The organism is Mobiluncus curtisii ATCC 43063 (genome assembly GCF_000196535.1).
In the GTDB taxonomy this organism is placed as follows: domain Bacteria; phylum Actinomycetota; class Actinomycetes; order Actinomycetales; family Actinomycetaceae; genus Mobiluncus; species Mobiluncus curtisii.
Map to the genome: position 1 here is coordinate 783,003 of NC_014246.1, position 17,928 is coordinate 800,930.

A 17,928-nucleotide genomic window follows, 5' to 3' on the forward strand; every position below is an offset into this window, starting at 1 on the left:
AGGGTTTCTTCAGTCTCAGACCGTTACAGTTTTAGATTAGAAATCGCACAAGACGCGAGATATGAACCAGAACTCCGAAAACCCGCGAAAATACTTGGTGAAAGAACTTATAAAAAGAACTTGTGATTTCCTGAAGATGAGGTATAGTTATCAGTGTAACGAGGGTCGACGGTGGAATTTTCCGTGATGAGAACCCGTGAACTATAAAAACTGGGAGGAACCATGCAGATGCAAAAGAAAGGCGTGATGACCGCGGTAGCGCTCGCCATGCTGGTGGCTTTGAGCACCCTGTTGCCTGCGCAGGCTGCCGACCGAGAAGCCAACCTGAACGGAAGTACGCAAGTGCAGCCCGTAGAGATTTCTTACGGTAGCTACGAACAGGTTCTGGTTGAGGTCAGCGCCGACTAACACGGTACGCGAAAGCCTCTTGACCCGCCGCAATGCGGTGGGTCTATTCTTTTACTCCGCTTTTGTATTTCAGGGTTAAAGGGCATTTCATGGGTTTAAACGGCATTTTGGCGCTGTCGGCTCGTCTGTAACCAAGTTGGGAGCTTGCAGATTGTGTTGACCCGCAAAGCAAACGCCGCTATAGAGAGTCCTTTCAATCACGCCGTTGCTCACGCCAGTGGATACTTGCCACCCTCGTGACCCCGCGAATTTGCGCACGATAACCGGTTCAGGTAGTATCTTTTGGTGCCCAAAGGGCCTATAGCTCAGTTGGTTAGAGCGCAGTCCTGATAAGACTGAGGTCGCTGGTTCGAGCCCAGCTAGGCCCACCAGCCCCGAAATTTCGGGGTTTTTTCATACAAAACGGGGCTATAGCGCAGCTGGTAGCGCATCTGCTTTGCAAGCAGAGGGTCGGGGGTTCGAGTCCCCCTAGCTCCACCATTAGGACGCTCATTTCGATACAAAGTGAGCGTCCTATTTTTATACTACTGGGCGCGGGGTATTCGCTTGCCAGTGCAAGTTTCTAGATTCCGCTCACTCACTTGCTTGCCTATACAGGAACCGCTAACGCGGCGCACTTAACGCTATTCCTAGCGGTCGGGCGCACACTTGGCCTGAGGCACTAAAAGGTCTCGCTGACGCTAAAAGGTTGGGGTAAAGGACAAATGGGGGTGCGGACGGATTGTTGGAGAGTGTTTTATGAATGTTTCGTATTCTCGGGAGCAGCGTCGTGAGGCGTTGAAGGTGTATAGGCGTACGGGGTCGGTAACTAAAACGATTTTGTTGCTGGGTTATCCTGGGCGTTGGACGTTGCATAAATGGATTCGGGAGGCGGGAAAGCCGGTTTCTAAGCCTAAGCGGGCTCAAAGACTTACTCATTATCCTTTTAAGACAAAGCTTAGCGCGGTTGAGATGTTTAGCAAGGGTGCGCGTCCTAGGCAAATCGCTTCGTAGCTGGGTTTGCGTAGCCCGATTAGTGTATACAGTTGGGTGGAGCGATACCGGCAGGAAGGAGAGTGGGGATTAATGAGTAGGAAGGAACGAGGGCAAGCAGCTAAGTTACCTACCGTTAAGTCACTAGAGGCGTCTTTGCCTGATGATCCGCAAGAGTTGAAACGCTTAGCAGCCAAGCTAATCGTGGAAAAGGCGGTGATGGATCAGGAACTGGAGTTAATAAAAAAAGACGTCAGCGTCCTGCCCGGAGCTTTGACGAATCGTCACAAAGCGCAGGTAGTGGACGCTCTTAGAGGTACATATCCGTTGGGAATGCTCCTTGATGTTGTGGGGTTGTCGTCCTCGAGTTTTTACTACCAGCTTCACGCAATGGTTCGCCGGGATAAGTATTGTCAGTTACGTAAAGATATTGCCGCTATTTCTGCTGAGTCTTTCTACACCTATGGGTATCGTCGTAACTGGTGTGTATTGCGTGCTCGTGGAATACGAGTCAGCGAGAAAGTGGTGCGCAAGATTATTAGCGAAGATAAAATCCTTGTGCGTTATCCGCGTCGGAAACGGCGTTACTCTAGCTATAACGGTGAGATAGCGCCTGCTCCTGAAAATCTTGTAAAGCGTAACTTTCACGCCAATGCCCCTGGCAAGCTATGGCTTACAGATATAACCGAGTTCATCACGGCGGAATCGAAACTGTATCTTTCGGCTATTATCGACTGTTTTGACGGCAAAGTAGTCGGGTGGGCTACCGGGCGCCATCCCAGTAATGAGATAGTAATGGCTTCAATGAACATGGCTCTTGAAGAACCCATTAGCGATAATTTGTTGATAATTCACTCTGATCGCGGATCACACTACCGGGGCGGAGATTTCGCAGCGTTTTTACGATGTCACCACATCACCCAATCAATGTCTAAAAAAGGATGCTCACCCGATAATGCTGCATGTGAAGACCTCTTCGGGCGAATGAAAAACGAAATGTATTACGGATACAAATGGACAAGTGCCAACGAGCTTGAAACAGCCATTACACGCTACATTCACTTCTACAACAACCACCGCATCAAACTCACCCTCGGCGGAATAACCATAAAACAATACAGAAACCACTACCAGCCGGTAGTCTAAAACTGTCCAAAAAACAATCCGCACCCCCATTTGTCCTTTAACCCGGATTACCTGCGCCGCGACCCGAAATTACGAGCCGCCGGGTAGCTGGAGTGGGCGCGTCGATGTTAACACTGGACAGCGTGAGTGCCCGCTTAATTTTGGGCGCGAAAGGGTTTTTGCCTCGCTGTCGCGCGACTCACGCGAAACGCGTTAACTCGGCTCGCCAAATCGGCTACCGGTGTCCCCGCCGCGAACTGTCCGAATTCCTTTAGAGCCTCAGAAACCGCATCCGCTGCATTCTGATCTACATACGACACAATCCCTAACACTGTATCCGCATCCAGCCCGGCGTCAGACGCGAAATCCACCCACTGTGGCTCCCGGATAGCCACGAAACGATATTCTCCGCCTATCTGCATCGACGAGGACAAACGCTCGCTCCTCTCGGGGTCAACCTTGTACAGGTACGAGGCCACATCATAAGCGGGAGCAAGCGAACACCCCTTTACAGTTTCGAGCATCGAAAAGTTTTTACCATGAGCATCAGTGCCCGCCACCGCAATGTTGAAAGCCAGCTGTTTTACAAACTCCAACATGTCTTGCACACTCGCATATTTACGTATGGTCCGGGCAATAGCAACAGCAGTTGGCCCCCCATTTTGCTCATATTTATATGCGGGCATACAGCGCAGAATCTGGCAAAAATCCTCCTGGTGAAACCGTTCTACCCCACCATCAGAAGTAACCGCACGGTCGTAGCGTTCGATAACACTAGCCCGCACCCCACCCACCATCTCAATCGTCTCCACGCTAGCCTTGACACCAAGCCTACGCATCGCCGACAGACACACCGCCTCATTCACATCAGAATAGGCAAAATCACTGGAAATCTGAGGTTTAATAATATGCGTGGAAGGAAAACACCCCTGCGGCAGACACCACCGCCCATCAGGAGCACGATACAACGCGGTCTTGCGCTGCTGACCGGCAAGAGAAAACTTACCGGGGGCATCCTCATCCTGTCCCGCTGAGGCACCCCACACACCCTCCTCGCATGACACATTGCGCATTAAATCTTCTAGTTGGCGCCCGGATAGTGGCACAGCCCGGTCAGGCAGATTCTGTGCAAGCGGACGGCCTGGAGGTGTGAACTGGATAGCCCCAGGCGCGTCTTTACCCATAACCGCCAGCATTCCGAGAACATTCCCACCGGGGATACGATATTCCCTCTCCCAGATAGCCCTGGTCATATTGTTCTCAGGAAGCAAGCCTTCCAGAAATGGCCTAGCGTCATATTCCGGGTGTTGACGAGGCAAACCCAGGGAAATATCCTGCCCATCCCAGGATTCATCGTAGGTGAACGCTATAGTGCGGTCGGCATGAGATTTAAACCTGCCCACCCTATGCCCAAACAGGTATGCGTCTAGTTTCCTAAGCATCGCTATCCGCATCTTCGCTCGTGTAATAGGTAAGATCTTCCACCCCGAGCGCATCAAGTACTTTCAAAGCTGTATCTAAACGCACCGAGGGCGCCCCGGATTCTAGCCGCGTGATAGCTGGACGAGTCACCCCCGCCATATCCGCCAACCGCTGCTGGGTTAACCCGAAAGCCTGACGGTGAAATCTTACTAGCTGCGCGAATTTTGCCGTATCACTAGCAACCACTCGAGTAATAACCGACTTCATATCTTCATGATACGTTATCGATACACAAAGACGCAATAAACCACCCAGGAACCTCCGGTTTTACATCAGCAGGTAGCAGGGATTTAGCTCGAATCCAAGGGCTGAAAGGATACGTCACCAATATCCCGCTATCTGTATCAAAAAACCGGGGTAACAACCAAAAAACTCGTCCGGATGCTACGGCCTTTACGTGAAGTCACCATAAGCCTGCCCGGAGGCCAACAAATCACAGCCCAATCCAAGATCAACCCCCAAACCCAGAAAATCCTAAACAAACTGGGTCACTAAACTTGTGCAACTCAGGTGATAGATACAAACTGAATGTGACCAATACCAGCAGAGGAGCTCGGCTACGCAAAAAGATTAGCTAGCAAAAACTCGAAAACGTGTAGAAAATCATCTAAAAGTTCTTGAACTGGTCTACAACTCGCGGACAATCCCACACTCCGGCTGGCACCTCATGAAACCAACCATACCGACCGATGCTCCACGCACCAACAACTACAACCGCACCGGCACCTCGCAGACGAATCCCTTGAAACCATGGTTGCAATATCCGTGCGGGTGGTGGAACAGGTACGCCTGGTGGTAGTCCTCGGTCAGCCAGAACTGCCCGACCGCATCGGCATCCAGGATCTCGGTGGTAATCGCCCCGCGCCCCGCGCCGGCCAAGGTCGCCCCGAAATTGCGTCGCGACACTTCAGCCAGTTCACGCTGTTCCGGCGTGGTACAGATAACCAGCGAACGGTACTGACTGCCCCGGTCGTTACCCTGCCGGTCACCCTGGGTCGGGTCGTGATTTTCCCAAAACACTTTCAACAGTTCCCCGGCGGTGGTCGCGGTGGGGTCGAATACGACCCGCACGGTTTCCGCATGCCCGGTGATCCCGGTGCAGACTTCCTCGTAACTGGGCGTGGGCTGCTGTCCCGCCATGTAGCCCACAGCCGTGTTGATTACCCCCGGCTGGGACCAAAAAATCCGCTCCACGCCCCAGAAGCAGCCCATCGCGAAATAGATTACTTCGTGCGGTTCCGGCCACGGTCCGGTTATCGAGGTGTGGAGGACGGGGTGAGTGGTTTCTTGCTTCGTTTCATGAGGTACCATCATGTGTTACAGTTTGCCACACACCTCCGAGTCCGTCACGAGATATGCGGTCGGCGCAGAGTCCGACACCGTGGCCGACACCGCAGCAGACACCCTGGCAGAAAACGGTGAATATTTTGGGTTTACGAGGAAAAATCCCCGCATAACGCAGTTTTTTCGCTCACTTCTGCCAGGTACCCTCGCTGGGGTCAGCGAGAAATCGCCGGGGTTCATGAGGTGCTTGCCGGGATTCCGGGCGTTTCGTGTCAATGGCGGACACTTTTCGACTGGTAAGTTTTCGGTTTGCGCAGTTCAGGGCGTTTTTTGGGAGTTTGTAGACTGGGGAAAACCGCTAAATGTGTCCGTGTTTACCTCGATGGACATATAAGGGCTTTGCTACAGCGACCTCGCTATTCAAGGGAGTTACGGCTAAAACGGCCAATCGTGGCCGTTTCTTAACGCCTTCACGCTGCAACTGCGTCGATGTGCGGGCTACGCCCGCGCGCCGCAGCAGGTCAGGGGCCTATCTCGTTATCAAGGTTTCTCAATAAGGTGCTTATGTGTCCATGATGAGAGTCTTGGGGAAAAATTTTACTTTCATTTGATAGACCCTGTGTTCAATTTGGGAGTGCGACTTCCTTTAGGGCTGTGGGTGTAAAGAAAAACTTCCAGAAAGGAAGGACACACCCCGGCTGGCACCTCATGAACCCAGTAGCGCCGCGAAGAATATCGGCAGATAGGTCACCTGGCCTTGGGTTTCTATGTTTGGGCGCGCCCCCCGGCCGGTTTCCGCCAAGACAAAAGCGCGGTCAATCGTATACTTCGGTTCCGCCAGCGCCTTGTCCAAGGCGGCATGAGTCCGATACGAGACCCCGGATTTCACTTCCAAGGCGGTAATCTGACCGGAGGCATCCTCTAGCAGAAAATCGAGTTCCCCGATTTTCTTGGAACTGAAGTAGCGCAACGCATAGCCCTTGCTGTGCAGCTCCTGAGCCACCGCGTTTTCGTAAATTCCACCCAGATTAATCGCCGTGTTCGGTTGAAGAATGCCAGACAGCATGGTTTTCGGGAACGCAGAGTTCAACAGTCCCACATCAGAGCTATACAGTTTAAACAGGTTGCGTTTCACCCCCGCCAGCAGTGGGAAAATCGGGGCGGAAACATTGTAGGTCGGCAAAGCCACCCCCGCCGCTTCCAACCACAGAAAATGCTGGTCAACCTGGGTAAAGCGCTTCACATCCCGCAAGTCACTGATTTGGAATCGACGGTTTTGCCGGCTCAACTGGGCGGGAATCAACTGGAAAATATCGGCCAGGATTAGGCGCAGCTCATCAGGCGCATATTTCACAATGTCCTGGGCGTAAAGTTGGCGAATATTTCCTTGAATCCGGCGCACCACATCCATGTCCCCAGTTTCCACAAAATGCGCCACCGCGTCGGGCATTCCCCCCACCAGCAGATAACGATGCCACAAATCAATGAAGCGGTCGTAGATAAAATCCGGAACCGGGCGCAAGTCATCCAGACACTGTTGCAAAACATCAAAGAATTCAGCGGACACACCGCACGCCTGGCAGAACTCCTGAAAATCCAGGGGATACATCTTAAGCTCTGTCACATAACCAATAGGCAAAGAGGGAATAGCGCGCAAACGTGTCCCCAACAGCGACCCGGAAAGAATAAAGCGATAGTCATATTTTTGCACCAGGAATTTAATAAAACTGACCACAGCGGGACATTCCTGGACTTCATCAAAAATCACCACTGTCTGCCCCGGCACCAGTTCCACATCACTAGCCAGCGAGACACGCAACATTAAGTCTGCGGCATTAGTGGCTTGGTTGAAAGAATCTCGCGCATCGGGCTGTTCCAGCAGGTCAAAAGCCACCACTCGCGAGAAATTATCCCGCGCAAAGGTGTTTATCAGGAAAGACTTTCCCACCTGACGGGAACCAGTCACCAGCAGGGCTTTGCCGCCATCATCCGCTAGCCACTCATGAAAAGCCGCTAAAACCCGCCTGACCAGCACACACACCACCCACCTAACACTTTTCAAGATTTCAATACGGCATTATTTTACACTTTTCAGGATTTCAAACCTGGCAATACCGACACTTTTCAGATTTCAGCCTGACTCCGGTGTCGGCACCGTGGCGGGAAACGCCAGATTCTTTGGGTTTGCGCGGAAAATTCCTCGCAAAACACAGTTTTTTCACTCATTTCTGCCAGCAAACCATGGATCCGAATGAAGGACAGAGTTACTGGCCGATTTTGCTAATCAAATTGTTCAGATCGTCATAGCGGCTGGCCTTGCTGGTGGATCCCAGGCTGACAATCAGGTAATCGTGGCCACTCTTGGCATACAGGATGGCAAGATTGTGGATTTTCCCCAAAGACCCGGTTTTGAGGCCGGCGACTTCCGGGATGTAATAGATGCTTTCCGGGTTGAGCATTTGGTTGGTGTTCACCATCATGAGGTGCTGGCCTGATAGCGGGGCGATTGCATAGCGCTGCGACTTGACGATGTCGCGAATCCACTGGCGTGAAAGGAGTTTTTCGCTTACTGCCGCGATCTCACTTGGCGTACTCACCGCCCTGGGGTCATAGCCACTGGGGTCATTAATCCGGGTATGCGACCAGCCCTGTTTTTTCAGGTATTCAGCCAAATCAGTCATAAACAGGTCAATCCGCTGGTCTGTCCCGGCGGTTCCCGGATGCGTTTTCCCGCCGCAAAACTCCGCCACGGCATAAGCCGCGTCATTGCCGGAAGGTACCAACATCGCAGCTAGCAGATCTTGTAGCCGGTAGGTTCCGGGAACAATCCCGGCGAGCGAGGATCCCGGTTTCGCTTTCGTCAGGGCTTCGCGGCTGACGGACACTTCATCGTTCGGGTCGGCGACAGCCAGGGCATATTCCGCCACAAACAGCTTTGCCAGGCTGGCCGGCGTGATTTCAGTGTTTTCCCCGGCCGCCGCGATTCGCTGCTGCGAGGCCTCGTCGATAACAACATAGCCTTTCCCAGTATAAGGCGTACCGTCAATCCCCACGGTTGTCGGTTTGGGGTATATCCAGACCCGGATTACGCCCCGCCCCGCTGGCGTAGCGACCACCCAGGCAAAAATGGCAATCACAACCACCGCGAACACTGCGGTCATCTTTTTGCGTCTGCCCTTCATCAAAACACCTTCTTTTGTTCTATTCAAGTTCTATTCACTGCGATTGTTGACCGGTTCGCTGCTGCGACGCAGGGCTGGCACCAACAGGAGCATGGCCAAACCAGCCAGAATCAGCGCCACCAACAGCGCCAGGAAAATAGCGGGAGTGAAGCTCGCTTCGAGCCTGACCGAAAAGATGTGCATCATCATCCATCCCAGGCCGAAACCCAGACTGGCAGAAAGCAGCGCGATTGCTCCCAGCGGCGCGATGGCCTCCACCAGCATCATGCGGGCTAGTTGGCTTACTTTCATCCCGCAAAGCCGCAGTGTCAACAGGGAGCGATGCCGCTCCAGCAGTCCCGCATAGGTGGAAACCAGCATCGAAATCACCGCAATCAGCAGCGTCAGCCCCATGCCGATCCACACCAGTGTTGTCATAAGACTGATGAGCCCCACGTCCGTGGTGACGTTCACTTCTGTCGCCACGTTCATGAGTGGCATGGAGAATTCCGGCATAAAGTCCGTGGTGGCCAGTAGGGTACGCAGGCGTTCCAGGGCACGTGAGTCGCGTAGGCTGACCAGCACAGTGTAGGCATCATGCCTGGTTTCGGGCACGTAGTAGCGTTTCACCAACGTGTCAAAATCCGCGCGGTTTTTCGCGGGGATGAGCCGAGAGGCCTCGCCGGCACGTGCCCATAAGTTGACGCCCAGTAACCCGGATTTGCAAGGCGTAGCAACGTAGGCGCTCGCAGTCGTACACGGCACCAGACTCCAGGTTCCCCCTACGAAAGGCACGGCTTGGGCTTGAGCCACGTAGGATTGGGCTTGCAGTTGCGCGGCCAGGTGGACGGCTGCGGATTGGTCTGGAATCTCGGATATGGCTACCGCGCCTTGTTTCAGCGGGGTGTGTTCGTGAGCGATGGCATCCAAGACCTTTCCGGTTTGGGAGGTGGCGGTCAGGAAGAACGTGCCCGCGAACAAGGCCAGAATCACGCCGGAAACCGAACGTGAAATCTGGCGGGAATGGGCTGCCACATAGCGCGTACTAATCAGTTCCGGCGCCCGCCGGCAATGTTTTGCAACCACCCAAGCCAACAGCTGGATTACCAGCGGACTTACCAAAATCAGAGCAATCATCATTAAAACCACATCAGCCAGCAGCCAATAGGCGTCAAGGCGTGTCCCCCGGTTCGGTTTCACGCTGACCACCAGATAGATAGCCAGGCCGATAGCCACCGCCATCACCAGGATGCGCACCACACCGGTTTTTCGGGTCACGATTTTTCTGGTTACACGCTGGTGGCGCACCACCCCCAGGGGCGTGGCGACTACCCCGCGCATCCCCTGCGAAGTAGCCAGAACCGTGATGATGATAGTCGCCACAAAAACCAGCGCACACTGCCAAGGCGCGACCGTCAAGTCAGACAGCCACAGGCGCCTGCCAGCCAGCGAAACAGCTCCCAGCCACGGCCGGATTGCGCTAAACACGCCCAAGCCAAGCAGAAAGCCCAGTACCGCCCCCAACAGGGCTTCGGCCACAAGAATCTGGAGAATCTGGTGGCGCGTAGCACCCACCAGGCGCAAAGCCGCATAGCGCTGTTCCCGCTGGACGCTGCCCAGGGCGGCAGAAATTGCAATCAGCAGCAAAACCGGGAACAGCAATACCACCAGGCCAATCGACAAGACGGCCTGGTTCACTGCGCTGTTTCCGGCCGGCGGCTGCGGGGTGTCAAAGTCTGCCACGTGCACGGCGGTTTTATCCCCAGCGAGATTCTTGCCGATAAACACCAGCAAGTCATCCGGGCCACTGGTCAACTGATACGGTAGCAATCCTTTGTTGACGTGCCCGAAGCGGGTGGTAATCTCCGCTTCCGGGTGCGTGGCCACCAGGCTTTGCACGCCCAGCGACATCAGGTATTCCCCCGGTTGAGGCCACTTTACCCCGAACAAATCGGGCGCGTGCTGGGTTGCTGAAGTGTCCACATAGGCCGCGTGGATTTGTTTACCGTCCACAACGAAGAAGGGGTTGTCAACCAGGCTAATCAACACTGCATCTGTGGCACCAGCTTTGGCATCATTAGTCGCTTGGGATTTGTCCGCGTTGTCGATTGCTCCCTGCCAACGCGTTGCAGTCGTGGAGCCAAAAGCACCCCAAAACGCGGCGAACACCAGTATCAGGCACACACAAAATCCCACTGCCGCACTGACCAAAGCCAAGCGACTCTTGGACTGACGCAACGAACGGCAAGTGAGCATCCAGGCGAGGTACACGGCTATACCTCCACCAAGCCGTCACGCACGATTATTTCACGGTCGGCATAGGCTGCAACGGTAGGTTCATGAGTCACCAGTACCACTGTCAACCCCCGCACGCGCACCAAATCCACCAGCAAGGTCATCACCGTCTCAGAATTCAGGGAATCCAAGGATCCGGTGGGTTCATCGGCGAACAGCACTGCGGGGCGCGGTGCCAAGGCGCGGGCGATAGCGATTCGCTGGGCTTGCCCGCCAGAAAGCTCGCCGGGAAGTGAATCCGCGTGATCTTCCAGGCCTACAGTCGCCAACCATTCGTGAGCCTGGGCATACGCGGTTTTCTTCGCGACCCCGTTCAAAAGCAGTGGCACTGCGATGTTATCCACCGCTGTCAGCTCGGGAACCAGTTGGGAAAACTGGAATACGAAACCGAAATCCGTGCGGCGCAACACCGTGCGCTGCGCATCGCTCAAGCTGGTGAGCTCACGGTCATTGTAGGACACCGAGCCCGAATCTGGCAGTTCGATTCCCGCCAAGGCGTGTAACAAGGTGGACTTGCCGGAGCCCGAAGGCCCCATAATTGCCAAGATTTCACCGCGCGTTACGTCCAGGGACACGCCACGCAGTGCCGGGGTAAGCCCGTAGGTTTTCTTTAGCTCACGGGCGCAAAGTATCGGGGTTGTCGGCGGGTTCACAGTTGCTCCTTTAGCGCATCCAGACGCGAGGTCGTCAAGGAAATCCAACGCAAATCCGCGTCAATGTGAAAAATCGCCTGGTCTAACAGAAGTTTCTCGGCCAGACTGGCATGCTGTTTACGAGCCGTAAGCTCGCGCATCCGCTGCTGATGGGCTTGGCGCTGGGCTTTCAGATACAGAGCCGCATCCCCATTGATTAACAGGGCCAGCACCGTCTTGAGATACAACTCGGATTGCAGGGTGGGGGAAGGAATCAGCGGCGTGCGCAACCATTCCACCAGTTCTTTTTCGCCACCCGCAGTGACGGCATAGCGGGTGCGTGCGGGTCCGGCTGGGGCTCCGCTGTCGGCGACTTCCATCACCTTGGCATCCCGCGCCAAACGCGCCAAGGTGGAATACACCTGTCCCGCCAGGATTGGCTTATCGCCAGCAAAATAGTTGTCGTATAGTTTTTTCAGTTCATAGCCGTAGTTCGGCTCGCGCGTCAACAGTCCCAACAAACCGTATTTCGTTTCCACCACGCCTCCTATACACTCAGTGACTAGCCGCAACTATTCACCAAGTGTATAGCTTTACGGCATCGGTTACAACAGGCGGTTTCATGAGGCGCCAGCCAGGTTCGCGGGCGCTTCGCCTAAACCAGCCAGCCATAGCCATTTTCTAGCGGCTACGCCGTCTTAGCGACATTTCTTCCTCCCAGGTATGGGATAAATATGGGATAGCTCTATTGTCAATGGCAGTTGCAATACCAACAAAAACAGCCCGCCACAAAGGGCGGACTGTGCTATATTGCCTATGCGTAGTTACGGGATTGCTGGTATTAATACAAAGGTGAGGGCTGTGGAGACTGAGAAAATATGCCTGTTTTCCCTTGTTATCAAGCTAAAGTAGGGATTCAGAGCTTGCTCGGCTGCATCTTCTGACAGCGTCGATTTGAGCCTCTGGACCTGAATCATGTAACTTTAGTGGCCCAGCTTGTCTAGGATTTTTTGGGCTTGTGGGGTGATGGGGTCGCTGGATTGGATTTCGTGGCCTTGGTAGAGGATGGTTTACTCCTGGATAGGTCGTAGGATTCGGACGAATTTTTTCGCTGTGATTCCGGTCTTTTGGTGCAAATACCGGGAAACAGCTAGGGCGGCCATGACCACAGTCAGATGCGCGTCGATAGCGTCGCGTTGCCGGTGGAATATCGGGCGGGCACGTAAATCGGTTTTGGATATGCGTCAAGGATTGCTCTACATGCCACATCGTGGTAGGAGGCGATGACTTCACCAGCGGGCATGAGCGTGGCGGGGAGGTTAGTGACATAGCCTTTCAAGCCTTCTAGCCGCTGGGCGCGCTCAAAAGCCTTAGAATCGAAACTACAGCCACTGCGGGTGGTTTTGATGAACCGGGGTTTACGCGCGGGTTTCACCCCGTCTATCGCGTCTAGGGCGCGGCGGCGCTGCGCCTCCAGAGTGATAGCGTCTCTTTTAACGCGTTTAGCGGAGTACCACCACAAGACTCGCCAAGACTTGCCCATCGCGGGATTCCACACCGGCTCGGCTTTAGTGAGTTTGCTGTTGACTTTCATGTTGGCGTGCCTAGGAGTCACGGTGTCGATAATCTGGCCATCGGCGAGCAAGTCACCATTCCAGTGGAAATGGGATTCTGAAGCGTCCTGGGTTTTGTTCCGTTTCTTATACGGGTGCTAGTTGTTTAGCATGGGTTTGATTATATTGGGTTATCACTTCCTCGGGAGTGGAATAATCTAGCGATTCGTGGAGACGTTGGTGATTCCACCGGTACACCCAGTTCAGGGTCGCCCATTCGACTTCGGTGCATGAGCGCCAGGTCTGGGAGTAAATCAACTCGGTTTTGTATAGCCCGTTGACGGTCTCGGCTAGCGCGTTATCGTAAGAATCCCCAATAGTTCCGGTCGATGATCTAATCCCTGCATCTGTTAGTCGTTGACTGTATTTAATGCTTACGTATTGAGAACCATGGTCAGCGTGATGGATTAGTCCTGCCAGATTGTCTTTAGCGCATCCTATCGCCTGTTCTAAGGCCTCTAACGGCAACGCCTCAATGGTCATAGTTGACCTGGTAGCCCAGCCCACAATCTTGCGTGAATACACGTCTGTAACAAAAGCTGTGTACACGAAACCCGACACAGTTCTGACATAAGTGATATCCGCGACCCACAGCCGGTTTGGTCTATCTGCAGTGAAATCGCGGTTAACCAAATCCGGGCGTGTATCCGGGCGGGGTGAAGGACGGGTAGTAACTGGTCTGCGTTCCCTACGCGCCCCGCAAATCCCGTCCAGACGCATCAATCTGCCAGTCTGTTCCCGTCCGATAGCAAACCCCGCCCGGCGCATAGCACGCCAGATTTTACGAATCCCATAAACATGGTAATTCTGGTCGAAAATCTTCACGATTTCCTCGATTAACAAGGCATCTCTCAATTGCCTAGCGCTCACTTTTCGGGTCTTTGCAGCCCGGTAACCACGCGAAGTGATAAAGCCCCCAACCGTGTGTTCTCTCATAACCCGGCAAATACGCTCGACCGAGAAACAATCACGATACTGGTCAATAAACGCAATCATTTCATCCCGGGGTGGTCGAGTTCTTTGGCGAAAAAAGCCGATGCGAGCTTCAAACTCTCGTTAGTACGTTTAAGCTCCGCGTTTTCTTTACGCAACCGCCTTATCTCGGCAGACTCCTCCCGACTAACCCCCGGGTCTTTCTCCCCGGTCTATCTCGGCTTGAACAACCCAGCGACGCAATGATTCACGACTCACACCAAGCTTTAACCCGGTATCACTAATAATCGCTGCTCTCGAACCAGGATCATCCCGAAGCCGGTCAAACACCAACCCAACAGCACAATCCCTAAACTCCCGCGAATACTTCCAAGGCATAAAACAACCCTCACAAAAAACCTAGGAACAAAACCCGGGACGCTTCGGCATCTCATGATGAGCTACGTCGACGACACAACGCAGGGGTTCCAGGCTGCGGGGGTTTTTTGATAGATTCAAGGCATGACAAAAACCCCTGAAACGCCGGACCTGTTGGTGGTTGGTACCGGTTTATTTGGTCTCACCATCGCCCGCGAAGCCGCAGAAGCTGGATATAAGGTTGTCATGATTGACCGACGGGCACACTTGGGTGGCAATGCCTGGTCCGAGCCCGAGCCCCAGACCGGCATCGAAGTTCACAAGTACGGCGCTCACCTGTTCCACACTTCCAACCAGCGCGTGTGGGACTACGTCAACCGCTTTACCACGTTCACACCTTATATCCACAAGGTTTACACGACGATCCATGGCGAGGTTTTCCCCATGCCCGTGAACCTCGGCACCATCAACCAATTCTTCCATGCCGCCTACACCCCCGACCAGGCGCGCGAACTCATCGCCCAGCAAGCCCAAGAAATCCAAGGCGAGGACGCCAACGAAAACTTCCGCACCAAAGGCATCTCCCTGGTCGGAAAGCCCCTATTCGAAGCCTTTTTCGAGGGGTATACCGCGAAACAATGGCAGACCGACCCGACCGAGCTGCCCGCCTCGATAGTCTCCCGCCTGCCCGTTCGCTACAACTACGACAACCGTTATTTCAACGACACTTACGAGGGTTTACCGGTTGACGGCTACGCTGCCTGGCTGACGAACATGGCAACCCACGAAAACATCACGGTTCACCTGGACGTGGACTTTTTCGACGAACGCCCCGAAAACCCCTGGGCAAAATCCGCTAACGTGGGACGCATTCCCGTCGTTTACACCGGACCAATTGACGAATACTTTGCCTATAGCGAGGGCGAGCTGGGATGGCGGACCATTGACCTGGAACTGGAAGTGAAACCGACCGGGGACTTCCAGGGCTGCCCGGTGATGAATTATGGCGACCCCGCTGTGCCCTACACGCGCATTCACGAATTCCGCCACTTCCACCCCGAACGTGCCGCCCGCTACCCCACGGACCAAACCGTCATCGCCCGGGAATATTCCCGCTTTGCTCAGCGTGGCGACGAACCCTACTACCCCATCAATAAGGAAACCGACCGCCACCGCCTGTTGAAGTACCGCGAACTGGCAGCTGCCGAACCAAACGTGCTGTTCGGAGGACGTTTAGGCACCTACAAATACCTAGATATGCACATGGCTATTGGGTCTGCCCTGTCGCGTGCCGAAGCGGTGGTATTGCCGCATTTGCGCGGGGAACGCCCCACTATTTCCTTTATACCAGGGCAGGACGAGTAACCGGGAAGGTGTTGCTTTAACCGGTGAAAATTCAGATATTTCGTTACCATTAACTCAGGCAAACTCGAGCCACCGGTAACAGCACCAGCCAACCAGCTCGGGAACCTAGCGAAATATGCGCACCCCGACCCCGGCTAACCTGCACCAGCAGGTCAGCCTCTATCGAGAGGACAGCTTTGGAACATAACCTCCCCCTCGCCATCACCCTGCAGGTGATTGGGTCGTTCTGTTTCGCCCTGGCTGCCCGCTATCAAAACAGCGCCATTCGCCGTGAAGTCAAACACAACCAGAGTCGGCGTCGCCTGAAATCTGCCCAGCTCATCTCGAGCCTGAAAAACCGGCGCTGGTGGCAAGGATTAGCCCTGATGGGAGTGTCTCTGGGGTGTCAGATTACGGCGCTGTTCTTTGCTCCCGTCACGGTGGTGCAGCCCGTGGGACTGTTGGCTTTTCCGTGGTCCATGATTTTGCAGGCGCGAGTCACTCGCCAACGCATCCGCAAACGTGAGGGTGTTTTAGTAGCGATGACTGTGCTGGCGACCGGGATGTTTACTTTCCTAGTGTCTTACTATTCCGCGCCGGATCAGCCTTTGACCACCATAAAGGTCTTTATTGGTGCCATCACGATTTACATTCTGGCAGGTACTTTCGGGACGTTGGGCGCAAAAGGACCGCGCGTGTGGCGCTCGTTTTTTTGGGGCAGCGGTGGGGCTATGTTTTATGGTCTAGAAGCGTCCCTGGTGCGCACCCTCATCATTTTTGTGCGCCAGCATAACTGGATAGATAACCCGATGTTTTGGGCAGTCCTGTTCGTTTTGGTCATCGGCTCCATGACTGCCGGGTGGATGGTGCAGCAGGGCTACGCCACCGGTCAGGCCGAACTGGTCGTCGCGTCGATGACAATTACCTCTCCCATCGTGGCGGTCTGTTTCGGTATCGCGGTGCTGGGAGAAGGCAAGAACTTCACCGGTGAAGTAACCCTGGGGATTATCATCTGCGGACTGGTGGCTATTGCCGGCATCATCGGGCTGACGCACTTGAAAGCCCATCAGCCTATCATCTTGGAGCATACCGCCGACATCCCGATTGTCTCCGGGATGCATCTAAACCAGGGTTCTGAGTCAGCAAATACTCCTGACGAGCACAGCACGCCAGACATGCCTCAAAGTTAGTTAAACCGGTAGAGGTGCTGCGCCAGACGGTAGGTCTTAACCGCAGCCCATTTCAGCGGTGCTTTGTTCACACTGGAACCCCGAACTAACGGGTGGCGCTTTAAGTTGCGTGCCATACGCGGGCTCTTAGCATAGATGTGTTTCCACATATCTTCGCGCATCCGCATCGCTTCATTATCGCCGCGCAGCAGCGAAAATGCCGATGAAGCCGTGATAATCAATGCCAAGAAACCTTCCATGTACTTTGCCAAGCGCGGGTTGGGAACGTCATCTGGCAGGGTGTAGGCATCAACCAGCGCCTTGGTCACGCGCATCTGTTGATCGAGACGACCCAGCATGACCGTCTCGTTCACGGATTGGTCATCGCGACCGATAAAGTAGTGATACAGGTCAACCGGTAAATAGTAGAGTTTCTTTACATAAGGGAGGGGAACGTAGACAAAAATGTTGTCTACATAGAACGTGTGCTTGGGCATCACCATGCCGGATTCGCGCAACACCTGGGTGCGATAGACCGTGGAGTGCATCAGGATGTTTTGTCCCACCCCGAAGTTTCCGACCTGATTCCAGGTAATTATCCGGTTTAGCGGCAGGGCGCGGTTATAGCGGATGACTTTACGCGAACCTGTCAACACGTGCTCGTAAACGTAATTACAGACAACCAGGTCAACCCGTTCTTTGTGTGCTAGGAATGCACGAAGCTTGGACATCAGCAGGTTCAACCCCACCCGATCCAACCAGTCGTCGGAGTCAACCACCTTAAAATAGTGACCCCGAGCAGCCTGCAGACCTGCCATCACCGCACCGCCGTGACCGGCGTTCTCCTGGTGAATGACCCGAACTTTATCAGGCATAGCTTGCGCCCACTTGTCAGCTTTCGCCCCGGTGTGATCCTTGGAGCCATCATCGACGATAATGATTTCGGTGTCCTCGCCTGCCCCAATCATGGAGGAAATGCAGGCATCCATGTAATCTTCGGAGTTGTAGCACGGAATGACAAAAGTCAGGGTAATGTCACGATCTGCCAGGTCATCAGTACGGTCATCGGTTTGCGCGGTATTATTCGTTTCTGCCATCAGGTTCTCTCACTAGATTTTCGTAGTTATTTCATCGGTTGCCGGCATGTGGATAG

The 17,928-nt window shown here is 54.1% G+C and carries 13 protein-coding genes, 2 tRNA genes and 3 pseudogenes; 7 read left to right on the forward strand and 11 right to left on the reverse strand.

Annotation, left to right across the window (positions count from 1 at the left end):
* The first annotated feature begins 222 nt into the window (after positions 1-222).
* The 4 genes from HMPREF0573_RS03300 (at position 223) to HMPREF0573_RS03315 (ending at position 2,526) form a co-directional block, all read left to right on the forward strand.
* Positions 223-408 (forward strand): hypothetical protein, encoded by a 186-nt coding sequence (locus HMPREF0573_RS03300; RefSeq protein WP_013188883.1) that lies wholly within the window; start codon positions 223-225, stop codon positions 406-408.
* Positions 409-702: 294 nt separating this feature from the next.
* Positions 703-779: transfer RNA gene (locus HMPREF0573_RS03305), tRNA-Ile, on the forward strand.
* 33 nt (positions 780-812) lie between these two features.
* A tRNA-Ala gene (locus HMPREF0573_RS03310) sits at positions 813-888 on the forward strand.
* A gap of 585 nt (positions 889-1,473) precedes the next feature.
* The gene (locus tag HMPREF0573_RS03315; RefSeq protein WP_013188885.1) at positions 1,474-2,526 is read left to right on the forward strand and encodes an IS3 family transposase; all 1,053 of its coding nucleotides are present in this window, start codon (positions 1,474-1,476) and stop codon (positions 2,524-2,526) included.
* Positions 2,527-2,660: 134 nt separating this feature from the next.
* Here HMPREF0573_RS03315 and HMPREF0573_RS03320 read toward each other — a convergent pair whose 3' ends face one another.
* Together HMPREF0573_RS03320 and HMPREF0573_RS03325 are read right to left on the reverse strand one after the other, a co-directional pair.
* Positions 2,661-3,947: a type II toxin-antitoxin system HipA family toxin gene (locus HMPREF0573_RS03320; protein WP_081458852.1), complete on the reverse strand. Its 1,287-nt coding sequence runs from the start codon at positions 3,945-3,947 to the stop codon at positions 2,661-2,663.
* Positions 3,940-4,194 (reverse strand): helix-turn-helix domain-containing protein, encoded by a 255-nt coding sequence (locus HMPREF0573_RS03325; RefSeq protein ID WP_004007824.1) that lies wholly within the window; start codon positions 4,192-4,194, stop codon positions 3,940-3,942. The genes HMPREF0573_RS03320 and HMPREF0573_RS03325 overlap by 8 nt, the downstream gene beginning before the upstream one ends.
* Before the next feature lie 120 nt (positions 4,195-4,314).
* Between HMPREF0573_RS03325 and HMPREF0573_RS10080 the strand changes: the two are divergent.
* A pseudogene (locus HMPREF0573_RS10080) lies at positions 4,315-4,482 on the forward strand (IS1634 family transposase); the annotation flags it as partial.
* A gap of 213 nt (positions 4,483-4,695) precedes the next feature.
* On the opposite strand, the gene msrA reads toward HMPREF0573_RS10080, so the two are convergent.
* The 8 genes and pseudogenes from msrA to HMPREF0573_RS03370 form a co-directional block, all read right to left on the reverse strand.
* The gene (gene msrA, locus HMPREF0573_RS03330) at positions 4,696-5,301 is read right to left on the reverse strand and encodes a peptide-methionine (S)-S-oxide reductase MsrA (protein WP_013188887.1); all 606 of its coding nucleotides are present in this window, start codon (positions 5,299-5,301) and stop codon (positions 4,696-4,698) included.
* Positions 5,302-5,977: 676 nt separating this feature from the next.
* A complete protein-coding gene (locus HMPREF0573_RS03340) occupies positions 5,978-7,333 on the reverse strand; it encodes an ATP-binding protein (protein ID WP_211577646.1) in 1,356 nt (451 codons plus the stop codon).
* Between the two features lie 202 nt (positions 7,334-7,535).
* Positions 7,536-8,453: a D-alanyl-D-alanine carboxypeptidase family protein gene (locus tag HMPREF0573_RS03345; RefSeq protein WP_004007820.1), complete on the reverse strand. Its 918-nt coding sequence runs from the start codon at positions 8,451-8,453 to the stop codon at positions 7,536-7,538.
* Positions 8,454-8,483: 30 nt separating this feature from the next.
* Positions 8,484-10,703, reverse strand: a complete 2,220-nt coding sequence (locus HMPREF0573_RS03350) for an FtsX-like permease family protein (protein WP_236589737.1) — start codon at positions 10,701-10,703, stop codon at positions 8,484-8,486.
* Positions 10,704-10,705: 2 nt separating this feature from the next.
* Positions 10,706-11,380, reverse strand: coding sequence for an ABC transporter ATP-binding protein (locus HMPREF0573_RS03355; protein ID WP_004007818.1), 675 nt, complete (start codon positions 11,378-11,380; stop codon positions 10,706-10,708).
* Positions 11,377-11,901: a PadR family transcriptional regulator gene (locus tag HMPREF0573_RS03360; protein ID WP_013188891.1), complete on the reverse strand. Its 525-nt coding sequence runs from the start codon at positions 11,899-11,901 to the stop codon at positions 11,377-11,379. The genes HMPREF0573_RS03355 and HMPREF0573_RS03360 overlap by 4 nt, the downstream gene beginning before the upstream one ends.
* 441 nt (positions 11,902-12,342) lie before the next feature.
* Positions 12,343-13,031: pseudogene (locus HMPREF0573_RS10085) on the reverse strand (IS1634 family transposase); the annotation flags it as partial.
* 28 nt (positions 13,032-13,059) lie between these two features.
* Positions 13,060-14,283 (reverse strand): annotated as a pseudogene (locus HMPREF0573_RS03370) (IS3 family transposase).
* A gap of 123 nt (positions 14,284-14,406) precedes the next feature.
* On the opposite strand from HMPREF0573_RS03370, the gene glf reads away from it, so the two are divergent.
* Both glf and HMPREF0573_RS03380 read left to right on the forward strand, forming a co-directional pair.
* Entirely contained in the window at positions 14,407-15,627 is a 1,221-nt protein-coding gene (glf, locus tag HMPREF0573_RS03375) for a UDP-galactopyranose mutase (RefSeq protein WP_013188895.1), read from the forward strand.
* A 176-nt stretch (positions 15,628-15,803) separates the two neighbouring features.
* Positions 15,804-16,796 (forward strand): DMT family transporter, encoded by a 993-nt coding sequence (locus HMPREF0573_RS03380; protein WP_013188896.1) that lies wholly within the window; start codon positions 15,804-15,806, stop codon positions 16,794-16,796.
* Here HMPREF0573_RS03380 and HMPREF0573_RS03385 read toward each other — a convergent pair.
* The gene (locus HMPREF0573_RS03385) at positions 16,793-17,872 is read right to left on the reverse strand and encodes a glycosyltransferase family 2 protein (protein WP_004007811.1); all 1,080 of its coding nucleotides are present in this window, start codon (positions 17,870-17,872) and stop codon (positions 16,793-16,795) included. The genes HMPREF0573_RS03380 and HMPREF0573_RS03385 overlap by 4 nt on opposite strands.
* Positions 17,873-17,928: the final 56 nt, after the last annotated feature.

Bases quoted from the DNA above. Each gene is read 5' to 3' on its own strand.
- HMPREF0573_RS03300 (WP_013188883.1), top strand. From the start codon at position 223: ATGCAGATGCAAAAGAAAGGCGTGATGACCGCGGTAGCGCTCGCCATG.
- HMPREF0573_RS03315 (WP_013188885.1), top strand. From the start codon at position 1,474: ATGAGTAGGAAGGAACGAGGGCAAGCAGCTAAGTTACCTACCGTTAAG.
- HMPREF0573_RS03320 (WP_081458852.1), bottom strand. From the start codon at position 3,947: ATGCTTAGGAAACTAGACGCATACCTGTTTGGGCATAGGGTGGGCAGG.
- HMPREF0573_RS03325 (WP_004007824.1), bottom strand. From the start codon at position 4,194: ATGAAGTCGGTTATTACTCGAGTGGTTGCTAGTGATACGGCAAAATTC.
- msrA (WP_013188887.1), bottom strand. From the start codon at position 5,301: ATGATGGTACCTCATGAAACGAAGCAAGAAACCACTCACCCCGTCCTC.
- HMPREF0573_RS03345 (WP_004007820.1), bottom strand. From the start codon at position 8,453: ATGAAGGGCAGACGCAAAAAGATGACCGCAGTGTTCGCGGTGGTTGTG.
- glf (WP_013188895.1), top strand. From the start codon at position 14,407: ATGACAAAAACCCCTGAAACGCCGGACCTGTTGGTGGTTGGTACCGGT.
- HMPREF0573_RS03385 (WP_004007811.1), bottom strand. From the start codon at position 17,872: ATGGCAGAAACGAATAATACCGCGCAAACCGATGACCGTACTGATGAC.